Origin of the sequence: Vibrio quintilis (assembly GCF_024529975.1) — a bacterium.
GTDB classification, from domain to species: domain Bacteria; phylum Pseudomonadota; class Gammaproteobacteria; order Enterobacterales; family Vibrionaceae; genus Vibrio; species Vibrio quintilis.
In genome coordinates, this window is record NZ_AP024897.1 from 1866023 (window position 1) to 1877174 (window position 11152).

At 45.3% G+C, this 11152-nt stretch carries 7 protein-coding genes; 5 read left to right on the top strand and 2 right to left on the bottom strand.

The window, feature by feature from the left end; all coding sequences use genetic code 11:
• Positions 1-62: 62 nt before the first annotated feature.
• From cmoM to mukB, 4 genes are read left to right on the top strand one after another with little or no spacing between them, the layout of a single operon-like run.
• Complete coding sequence (gene cmoM / locus OC443_RS08830) at positions 63-851, top strand: tRNA uridine 5-oxyacetic acid(34) methyltransferase CmoM (RefSeq protein ID WP_073581771.1); 789 nt, start codon at positions 63-65, stop codon at positions 849-851.
• A 10-nt stretch (positions 852-861) separates the two neighbouring features.
• The gene (gene mukF, locus OC443_RS08835; RefSeq protein ID WP_073581878.1) at positions 862-2202 is read left to right on the top strand and encodes a chromosome partition protein MukF; all 1341 of its coding nucleotides are present in this window, start codon (positions 862-864) and stop codon (positions 2200-2202) included.
• Positions 2180-2893, top strand: coding sequence for a chromosome partition protein MukE (mukE, locus tag OC443_RS08840; RefSeq protein ID WP_073581773.1), 714 nt, complete (start codon positions 2180-2182; stop codon positions 2891-2893). Before mukF ends, mukE begins: the two co-directional genes overlap by 23 nt.
• Positions 2890-7353, top strand: coding sequence for a chromosome partition protein MukB (gene mukB / locus OC443_RS08845; RefSeq protein WP_073581775.1), 4464 nt, complete (start codon positions 2890-2892; stop codon positions 7351-7353). The genes mukE and mukB overlap by 4 nt, the downstream gene beginning before the upstream one ends.
• A 103-nt stretch (positions 7354-7456) precedes the next feature.
• On the opposite strand, the gene OC443_RS08850 is transcribed toward mukB, so the two are convergent.
• Positions 7457-8416 (bottom strand): ribonuclease Z, encoded by a 960-nt coding sequence (locus tag OC443_RS08850; protein ID WP_073581777.1) that lies wholly within the window; start codon positions 8414-8416, stop codon positions 7457-7459.
• A gap of 728 nt (positions 8417-9144) precedes the next feature.
• On the opposite strand from OC443_RS08850, the gene OC443_RS08855 reads away from it, so the two are divergent.
• Positions 9145-10842, top strand: a complete 1698-nt coding sequence (locus OC443_RS08855; RefSeq protein WP_073581779.1) for an RICIN domain-containing protein — start codon at positions 9145-9147, stop codon at positions 10840-10842.
• Positions 10843-10982: 140 nt separating this feature from the next.
• On the opposite strand, the gene OC443_RS08860 is transcribed toward OC443_RS08855, so the two are convergent.
• Entirely contained in the window at positions 10983-11144 is a 162-nt protein-coding gene (locus OC443_RS08860) for a hypothetical protein (protein ID WP_159440317.1), read from the bottom strand.
• Positions 11145-11152 lie beyond the last annotated feature (8 nt).

The window sequence follows — 11152 nt, forward strand, 5'->3', positions numbered from 1 at the left end:
TTTATTCCTGCCATTCCTGTGACAGAATAGCAGCACGATTGATTATAATAACTCATGCTATTGTGACTGAAGACCGCAATTTCGACGATATTGCCCACAAATTCGCAAAAAATATATACGGTTCTGACAAAGGTCTGATCCGCCAAACGATTGTTTGGGAAGATATTATGCAAATTTTGGGAAAATTTCCATCATCTCATGCACCATTAAACATATTAGATGCCGGCGGAGGGCTGGCGCAGATGTCCCAGAAGTTAGCTGAATCCGGACATCATGTTACATTATGTGATTTATCAATTGAGATGCTGCAGCTGGCTCAGGCAGAGATCGAGCGCAAAGGATTGCAGACACAATATAATTTTGTTCATTCACCAGTGCAGGAAATTGATAAACATATTAAAAGTCAGGTCGATTTTCTTATGTTTCATGCAGTGATGGAGTGGTTGGCAGAACCAGAAGACGCTCTGAAGCATCTGCTCAGGCAGGTCAGGCCCGGTGGCGTTGCTTCTGTGATGTTCTACAATCACCATGGTTTGGTGTTTAAAAATGTCATATGCGGGAATATTCCTCATGTTCTGGAAGGCATGCCTTTCCGGAAGCGTTTTAAGCTGCAACCGCAAAAGGGCCTGCTACCAGAAGATGTTTATCAGTGGATTGAAACATCAGGTTTTGAAATTGAAGGCAAATCCGGTATTCGTTGTTTTCACGATTACATAGGGAATCGAAAGAATATGGGAGAGTATACTTATGATGATGTGTTGGCACTTGAGCAACAGCTATGCCGTCAGGAGCCTTACTTATCGATGGGAAGATACATTCATGTCTGGGCCAGAAAAGTGAGTAAGGAATAACATATTTATGATGGAAGAGTTGATTCCGGACAGGAGTGAACAGTCGATAGACGAGCTGGTTAACTGGGTGAGACAGCATGATTTTTCACTCAGTCTGAGTTCAGAAAAACTTGCATTTTTAATCTCTCTTGCCGTGTTGAGCCATAAACGGTTTGATGATGAGCTGGGTGAAGGCGAGTTACATGATGCTTTTGCCATTGTTACCCGGCTGTTTGAAGACACCGGAGATGCATCAGCATTTCGCGCCAATAATGCGATTAACGACCTGGTGCAACAGCGGCTGATTCAGCGTTTTACCAGTGAAATTACGGATGGTGCAAGTATTTACCGCCTGTCACCGTTAGCGATTGGGATTACTGATTACTATGTCCGGCACCGTGAATTTTCCAAACTGAAGTTGTCCATTCAGCTTTCTATTGTTGCTGATGAAATGCAAAAGGCAAAAGAGGCTGCTGAAAAAGGAGGCACACCGGGATACTGGCAAAAGCATGTGTATGGTGTGCTGAAATATTCCGTGGGTGAAATATTTGATCAGATCGATTTAAACCAGCGGGTGATGGATGAGCAGCAGCAGGAAGTGAAAGAGCAGATTGCCCAGTTGCTGAATAAAGACTGGCGGGATGCAATTCAGAACTGTGAATCATTATTGTCTGAAACTTCCTCTACACTAAAAGAATTGCAGGATACGTTACAGGCTGCCGGTGATGAGCTTCAGACCCAAATATTAGATATTCAGGAATGTATTTACGGGCATGTTGAACTGGGGTTTGTGGAAGAAATTTTGTTTCAGCTGCAAATGAAGCTCGATCGGATCATCAGTTGGGGACAGCAGGCGATTGATCTCTGGATTGGTTATGACCGGCATGTGCATAAATTTATCCGGACAGCGATTGATATGGATCAGTACCGGGCGTTCAGCCAAAGACTTCGTCAGTCTGTGAATGATTATTTTGAACTGCCGTGGTATCTGACGTTTGCAGATGCTGAGCGTTTTACTGATCTGCGCGATGAGGCACTTGTTCTCAGAAATGATGAAGTCACCGGTCATGTGCCTGAAGAAGTGGAGTATGAAGAGTATCAGCAAGTGACAGATGAGCTGTCAGAACGGATTGGCCACATGTTAACGGTCCATAAAGAAAAAGGAGAACCGATTGATTTGACCCTGGTACTGAAAGATTATCTGGTATCTCACCCCAGAGCTCATCATTTTGATTTAGCACGTATTGTTGTCGATCAAGCCATTCGTCTTGGTTACTCAGGTGCGGATTATCAGGCAATTCAGCCCAAGTGGCAGGCAATTAACGAATTTGGTGCAAAGGTACAAGCGAATGTCATCGACCAATATGAATGAATACATGCCAGAAAAGCTGGTGAAAGCAATCTCGAATCCTCTTTTCCCCGCACTGGATAGTTTATTGCGTGCCGGGCGGCACATCTCCGGTGAAGATTTGGATAATCATGCGTTTCTTTCTGATTTTGAACCGGAACTGGCAATGTTTTATCAGCGGTATAACACCGAGCTGCTCCGGGCGCCGGAGGGGTTCTTCTATCTGAGACCCCGTTCTACGTCTCTGATCAACAGAAGTGTTTTATCTGAGCTGGACATGCTGGTTGGCAAAGTCTTGTGTTTTTTATACCTGAGCCCTGAACGTCTGGCGCATGAAGGTATTTTTACCAATCAGGAACTGTATGACGAGCTGTTATCCCTTGCCGATGAGAAAAAACTGATGCGACTGGTGACACACCGGGCCAGTGGTTCAGATCTGGATCGGGAAAAGCTGTTTGAAAAAGTCAGAACTTCGCTGCGCAGACTGCGCAGAATGGGCATGATTGTAATGATCGGTGATGACGGAAAGTTTGTGATTACCGAAGCAGTTTTCCGTTTTGGTGCGGATGTGCGCCTGGGTGATGATATGCGGGAAGCGCAATTGCGATTGATCCGGGACGGTGAAGCGGTTACATCAGAGTCCGCTTCCGGCGAACAGCAAACAACAGAACAGCAGACAGCAGCAGAATTAACAGAATTTGAAGGTGAAGCATGATTGAAAGAGGTAAATATCAATCACTGACAATGATCAACTGGAATGGTTTTTTCGCACGGACTTTTGATATCGACGGTTTGGTGACGACACTGTCCGGCGGAAATGGTGCCGGTAAATCAACCACCATGGCCGCATTTATTACGGCGTTGATACCGGATCAGAGTTTGCTTCATTTCAGAAATACCACAGAAGCGGGAAGCTCCCAGTCTTCAAGAGATAAAGGTTTACACGGTAAGCTTCAGCCCGGTGTCTGTTATGCAGCACTTGATGTAGTGAATTCGCGCAAGCAGCGTCTTTTGTTTGCGGTTAAACTTCAACAGGTTGCGGGCCGGGACAAGAAAGTAGATATCAAACCGTTCTTAATTCAGGGGCTGCCAAGCCATATCCGGCCAACGGACATTCTGATTGAAGGCGTTTCTGATCAGCAGGCGCGGGTGCGTCAGATAAATGAAGTCAAAGAATGTTCTCTGGCCCATGAAGGGGTGCAGTTTAAGGCATTTCAATCGGTTGTCGATTATCATGCGCAAATGTTTGAATTTGGGGTTGTTCCTAAGAAAATGCGCTCAGGGGCGGATCGCTCAAAATTCTACCGGTTGATCGAAGCATCGCTATATGGCGGTATTTCCAGTGCCATAACCCGATCATTACGTGATTACCTGTTACCGCAAAATGGTGGGGTGAAGAAAGCATTTCAGGACATGGAAGCCGCACTGCGGGAAAACCGTATGACGCTGGAAGCGATCAAAACCACCCAGAATGATAGGGATTTGTTCAAACACCTGATTACTGAATCGACCCATTATGTTGCCGCTGACTATATGCGTCATGCCAATGAACGGAGAAGCAAGGTCGAACAGGCATTGTCTCATCGTCAGACGTTGTTTGGGGCGCAGCAGACGTTGTCCCGCCATAGCGAATTACTGAGTCAGGTTTCGGCTGAACTGGAAGAGTTATCAGGGCAGGAGTCAGCGCTTGAGCAAGATTACCAAAGTGCTTCTGATTATCTTCAGCTGGTGCAGAATGCACTGCGTCAACGTGAGAAAATCGAACGCTACCGCGAAGATCTGGAAGAACTGAAGGAACGACTTGAAGAACAACTCATGGTAGTTGAGGAGTCTCAGGAACAAGTCGCTCAGACGGAAGAGCAGGCGACTATCTACGAAGATGAAGTCGACAGTCTCAAATCACAGCTGGCGGACTATCAGCAGGCTCTGGACATTCAGCAGACCCGTGCGCTGCAATATCAACAGGCTTTGAATGCGCTGGAAAAGGCGCAGGATCTTTCCGGCGACCCAACGCTATCGGCAGAAAATGCTTCAGAAAAAATTCAGGCACTGAATCAGGAACAGTCAGAGATGACGACCCGGCTGTTGCAGCTGAAACATCGTTTGGATCTGGCCGCTGCGGCTGCTTCGCAATTTGACCAGGCATTTGCACTGATTCAGTCCATTGTCCCGGGTGTTGACCGTCAGTCTGCATTTCAAAGTGCCACACAAGTGGTTGCAAAAGCAGAACAGGCCAGACGACAGGTTGAGCAACAACATCACTGGATCAGCCAGCAATCTGAAGTGAGACGTCAGCTGACGCAGCAAAAACAGGCGCGTGACTATGCTGAGTCTTATTGTTCGCAATTTCAGGTGACTCCGGATGTGCTGAATCCGGAAGAAGAACGTGAAAAACATCACCAATTGTCTGAATCACTGGAAGAAGAGATTGCTGTTATCCGGGAGGACCGGACGACATTACGCAATGAACAACAGAATTATCAGGAAGAGATCCGCCGTTTAGAGAAAGTGGCACCGCAATGGATTATTTCTCATAATGCGCTGGAAAACCTCAGAGAACAGAGTGGCGAACCTCTGCCAGATCAGCAGGCTGTTCTATTGCAGATGCAGCAAATGCTTGAGCAGGAAAAAACACAGTCGGCAGAGAAAGATCGGCTGGCTCAACAGCGCAGAGACATTGAGAAAGAGATCGAACAGCTGGCTTCTCCCGGAGGTGCCAATGATGCCCGGCTCAAAGGTATCGCTGATGTTCTGGGTGGCGTGTTGCTGTCAGAAATTTACGATGATATCACGATTGATGATGCGCCTTACTTTAGTGCCATGTACGGCCCGGCCCGTCATGCGATTGTGGTATCGGATCTCAGCGGTGTAAAGGAGCGGTTGTCTGAGCTGGATGACTGCCCGGAAGATCTGTATATCATTGAGGGTGACATCGATGCGTTTGATGACAGCGCATTTGATGCGGAAGAATTTGAAGGTGCAGTGTGTGTCAGATTAAATGACAATCAGCTGCGCTACTCACGTTTCCCGGAAATTCCTTTGTTTGGCCGGGCGGCCAGAGAGATGCGCCTGGATCAGTTGCGGGCAGAGCGTGACGACATTGTTGAGGCGTATGCTAAAGTGTCGTTCGATACGCAAAAGTCGCAACGTTTGTATCAGGCCTGTCAGGAATTTATGACGACGCATATGACGAACGCGTTTCAGGATGATCCGGAACAGGCGTTATTGCAGTTACGGGAGAAAAATACTCAGATTTCCCGTTCTGTAAGTGAGATGGAAACGAAAGAGCAGCAGTTCAGGAGTCGTTTACAACAGTCCAGAGAGGGTTTATCCCTGATTGATAAAATTGAGCCTTATGCACATATGCTTGATGATGACTCGCTTGCCGAAAGAAGCGCAGAAATTGAGCAGAATCTGGGTGCACTGGATGATGCTAAACAGTTCTTAAACCGTCACGGTAAAAATATTGAGCTTCTGAAGTCATCTATAAGCTCACTTGAAAGTGACCCGGAACAATATGGTGCGCTGGAGGAGGAATGTCAGCAAGCCGATCAGGCATTGCAGGATGTGAAAGCCAGAATATTCGCCTTGTCTGATCTGGCAGAGCGCCGGCATCATTTGAATTATGCGGATGCAATTGATTTGGTCAATCAGGGGGATGCATTCAGTGAACAACTGAAAGCAAAACTGGCACAGGCAGAGATTCAGCGGACTGAATCCAGAAGCGCTTATAAACAGGCACAAAGTCAGGCCGTTCAGTATCAGCAGGTGATGGCTTCTTTAAAAAGTGCACATCAGTCCAAGCTGGAAACCGTGCAGGAGTTTGAGCAGGAATTACAATCGTTTGGTGTGAATACTGATGAAAGCGCACTCGAACGGGCCGAATTCCGCAAAAATGAACTGTATGAGAAGCTACATGTTTCCCGCCAGCGTCAGCATGAACTGGAACGCACGGTCACGTCGACTGAGCTGGAAATGAATACACTGACGAAGCAGCTGAAAAAAGTCACCAAAGACTATGCCGAACTCAGGACGTTTATTGTTAATGCGAAAGCCGGCTGGTGTTCCGTGCTTCGTTTAGCCCGGACTCATGACGTAGAACGGCGGCTGCATAAACGAGAGCTGGCTTATCTGTCCGGCAGTGAATTGCGTTCGATGTCAGATAAAGCTCTGGGTGCACTGCGTTTGGCTGTAGCAGATAATGATACGCTGAGAGACTCGCTGCGTTTATCCGAGGACAATGCAAAACCTGAACGCAAGGTGCTGTTCTATATTGATGTTTATCAGCATCTCAGAGAACGGATTCGTCAGGATATTATCCGCACGGATGATCCGGTGGAAGCGATTGAAGAGATGGAAGTTGAACTGGGCCGTCTGACCGATGAACTGACGCAGCGGGAAGCCAATCTGGCGATTAGTTCTGAGTCGGTCGCCAGCATTATCCGTAAAACCATTCAGCGGGAGCAAAACCGTATCCGGATGCTGAACCAGGGATTGTCTAATATTCATTTTGGTCAGGTCAATGGTGTCCGGCTCAATGTTAAAGTCCGGGAGAGTCATGAAATGTTACTTTCAGGTCTGGCTGAGCAACAGGACCAGCATCAGGATCTGTTCAGCAGCTCCCGGCTGACTTTCTCTGAGTCGATGGCAAAATTATTCCAGCGGGTAAATCCGCATGTCGATATGGGGCAGCGTTCACCTCAGGTATTGGGTGAGGAGCTGCTGGATTATCGTAACTATCTTGAGCTGAATGTTGAAGTCAACCGGGGTGCGGATGGCTGGTTACAGGCGGAATCCGGTGCATTGTCGACCGGTGAAGCAATCGGAACCGGTCAGTCCATTTTATTGATGGTGGTACAAAGCTGGGAAGAAGAATCACGGCGTTTACGGAATAAAGAAATTGTTCCGTGCCGGTTACTGTTTCTGGATGAAGCGGCACGGCTGGATGCGAAGTCCATCTCGACTTTGTTCGAGCTTTGTGACCGGCTGGATATGCAGTTGTTAATCGCTGCGCCGGAAAATATCAGTCCGGAAAAAGGAACAACCTACAAGCTGGTGCGTAAAGTGTTTAAAGATCATGAACATGTACACGTTGTCGGCTTACGGGGTTTTGCTTCTGGCGAATCAGAGCACAGAGAAGCGGAAGAAGTTTCTCTGGAAACGACACTCAGCTGAACATCACGTCAGCAGTAAAATACAGCCATGTAAAAGTAAACATGCAAAAGTAAAAAATGTAAAAAACCACCGGATTTGATCTGGTGGTTTTTTACATCAGCTTTTATACGTCAGCTTTTCTTAATTCACCATCTTTTATCAGCTGATAGCGGTCAAAATCATCTGCAAGGTACAGCCTTCCTGAATAAATCGCACTGGCTTCCTGACGGATATGCTCAATCGAGCAGGGTGCCTGCGGGTCTGACTGATAGCGGGGACTGAAGTGAGTCAAAATCAGGTTGGGTAAATGAATAGACGCTGCAAATTCAGCAACCAAACCAGCATAACTATGTCCGACATCGCCTGCTTTAGCCGCGATATCTTGCGTATAAGTGGCTTCATGAACCAGCACATCGCAATCCCGGCAAAACTGACTGAGCAATTGTGGTTGTTCATTGTCGCCGCAGACGACGGCTTTTGTCTGCTGAATATGTTCTTGAACAAAGTCACAAGACAGCAACTTTTGTCCCTCATAGTCCACATCCTGACCTTGTTTCAGCTTTCCCCATACCGGTCCTGCCGAAATGCCAAGTGATTTCAGTTTATCGGTATCCAGCGTAGTTTTAGTCATTTTTTCGGTAAAGCGGTAAGCATAGGATGGTACACGGTGAGACAGCGCGGTTGCATGGATCTCAAATAGCCCACTATTAACAGAGGTGAGTGTTTCAACATCGGTGAAGTGCAATTCATAAGGAATATATAACTGCGTATGCTGCTGTGTGGCTTCAACCCATTCGCGGATGCCTTTGGGAGCGATAATGGTGAGTGGCGTTTTCCGGCCGCTCATACCGGCACTGGCCAGTAATCCGGCCAGCCCGTAGCAATGATCGCCGTGAATATGGGTAATTAATATTGCCTGCAGGTTATTCAGGGATAAATTCGTTCTCAACAATTGCTGTTGTGTACCTTCGCCACAGTCAACGAGAAACCAGTTTCGTCCCTGACTTTCAGTGACGGCAATGGCACTGACGTTCCTTTTTCGGGTCGGAACGCCGGCAGATGTACCAAGAAAAAGAATATCCATATGATATGGCTCCGGTTGTTTCATTGATGAGGTTGATATCGGGGCAACCTGAACATCATAGTATACGCGGAAAGCCTGGATTATGCATATACCCAAGCAACCTGCATCTTCAGGTTGTTTGGGTATATTTATGTTATTTGGTTATAAAAGATAATGAAAAGTGATGATATTTTTGAATGCCTGGATTTATCGGATTAATTATCAATAAATTGAACTCATGGCTTATATTGACAATAAGTTATGTGACATTGTGCGGAATTTTGGAGTTATTATTTAATTATATCTGATTCTATTTAAGATAGCTTCGAAAAATGTTTTGATTCAAAATATTCAGTGCGGTAAAAAATACCGTTTATTACCAATAACCGGATAAATCATGCATTTAATTCTGAGTGTTATTATTTTTTGCTACAACTTGCTCAACTGAGATGATGTGTTGTACAACTTGTTTTTTATCATGTTAGTATACAAGCACTGTTTAAATTATTTTTGATATGAGATGAATGTGTTTGTCAGCATAAATACATCATTATGTTGTTTCTGTTTTATATCTGTATTTAATTTGAAGAGTAACGTCAGATAGCTGAAAGTGAATTTTCAGCTTAATTACAATAATTGAATATAAGCGTATTTGTTAGCCTTTATGTTAAGCATGTAAAGAAAGATAAATAAACCCTCATCATATCTTCAGGCTTGAATGCGCTTCATATTCTTACAAGGTAAAAAATATGATGGCTTTAAAATTATTATCATCTGGCCGGACACCTGTCAGTTTTACGGCGACAGTGCTGGGATTGTGTGTTGCATCTGCTGTATATGCCGGGGACGTGCCCGGAAATACAGTTTCAGAAATTATTGGTGTAAATGCTGATTTATGTCTGGGAATCAAAGGTTCATCCACATCTGACGGCGCGTTACTGCAGAGTCAGAAATGTAGTGGTTCTTCATTTCAGCAGTGGAAGGTGGTTAAGGATTCATCCGGCTATGCAGAAATCATTAACCAGGGTAGCGGACAGTGTCTGGATGTGCCTGGTGGCTCATCGGAAGAAGGCAAAAATTTGCAACAATGGTCTTGTTCCGGGGCTGATAATCAGAAATGGAATATCTCCGATCAAGGGAATTCCCAATACGCAATTATCTCCAAATCAAGTGGTTTAGCCGTTGATGTTTCCGGGGCGAGCAAAGCCAATGGTGCCCGGATTATTCAGTGGAAATGGTCGGGTAAAGCGAATCAGAAATGGACGTTTCCGTCCGCCGGAGCGACGGGAACGTCGGATGGTGTCATTGGTTTTGGCGCAGGAACAACCGGAGGTGCCGGTGGGCAGGTCGTGACTGTCAGCACACCTGATGAGCTGAAGAATGCACTGTGTGGCAGCAGTAATGGCAATGGCTGTACGGATACGACTAAACGTATCATTAAGGTCGACGGTCTGATTGATTTCCGCACTACGGAAGGCAAAACAACAGCTGCGGGTTGTACTTATTCAGATAATAATTGCTCATATCAGGGCAAGCAGGAAAGAATCCTTGACTGGAGTTATTACTGTGATGGTCGCCAGAAATATAACATTACCTATGATACTGCCGGTAAAAACGGCCTGTTAGTAGGTTCCAACAAAACGGTCATCGGTGTCGGAGCATATTCCGGAATTAAAGGGAAAGGTTTGCGTCTGACAGGCGGTGTTTCAAATATCATTATCCGGAACCTTTCTATCACCGACATTAATGACGGTATTATCTGGGCTGGTGATGCGATTACACTGGATAATACAAAACAGGTCTGGATTGATCACAATTATTTTGCCCGTATTGGCCGTCAGATGATTGTCAGTGGGTATGGTACGGCTTCAAAAGTCACTATCTCAAATAATTATTTTGACGGAACAACGGATTACGGCCATTACTGTAATCAGAAACATTACTGGGTCATGCTGTTATTGGGTGATAATCAGTCCATCACGCTGGCAAGTAATCAGTTCCATAATACCTCAGGGCGTTCACCAAAAGTAGGCAAACCGGGTGACGGAAATAATGGTGGTGTGGTTCATATGGTGAATAATTATTATGACAGTAATTTTCACTATGGGTTAACAACAAGTCCATATGTGTATACTGTGATGGAAGGAAACTATTATGATTCCGGCGATCATTTTTATCCTGTGTCTGATGGAAGTGTGAATACATTGTTTGCACCACTGGATTCAACCATTAATACAGCAAATTCTGCCTGTTCCTCAGTATTAGGACGTGAATGTCAGCCGAATTATGATGCGAATTCTCCAAAAGATTTCACAGTGAAAACATCGGTTCTCAGTCAGATTAAACAAAACAGTAACTGGCTGAATGCTATCCGTTCTGTGAAGCCATTAGATTATTCTAAAGTCTCTTCACAATCATTTGGTCCTAAGAATAATATTTCCTTTTAAGTTGATCTGAAACTGACAGGTCTCAGAACAGAAATAGCGCATCTGATCATCGGGTGCGTTATTTTTTTGGGATTGGATTTGGAGGGATAAAAAAACATAACCCTTGCAGCTGATGTTAATATCGGTGCAAGGCTTATGTTTTATCGTGCAACCCAGGATAGTGTGGTCAGCAGTGTAATTGTTGCGGTTACTGCAAACATCGTCAATAAAGTTGCGATATCACGTAACGTTGTTTTGACTTCCTGGTGAGAGTTTTGATCTGCTTCATTGACTCTCATTTCTGATTCGATAACTGAGCTCATTGTTTTCT

Excerpts from the sequence above, each read along its gene's own strand:
- mukE (WP_073581773.1), top strand. The coding sequence starts at position 2,180 with ATGTCATCGACCAATATGAATGAATACATGCCAGAAAAGCTGGTGAAA.
- mukF (WP_073581878.1), top strand. The coding sequence starts at position 862 with ATGGAAGAGTTGATTCCGGACAGGAGTGAACAGTCGATAGACGAGCTG.
- OC443_RS08855 (WP_073581779.1), top strand. The coding sequence starts at position 9,145 with ATGATGGCTTTAAAATTATTATCATCTGGCCGGACACCTGTCAGTTTT.
- OC443_RS08860 (WP_159440317.1), bottom strand. The coding sequence starts at position 11,144 with ATGAGCTCAGTTATCGAATCAGAAATGAGAGTCAATGAAGCAGATCAA.
- mukB (WP_073581775.1), top strand. The coding sequence starts at position 2,890 with ATGATTGAAAGAGGTAAATATCAATCACTGACAATGATCAACTGGAAT.
- OC443_RS08850 (WP_073581777.1), bottom strand. The coding sequence starts at position 8,416 with ATGGATATTCTTTTTCTTGGTACATCTGCCGGCGTTCCGACCCGAAAA.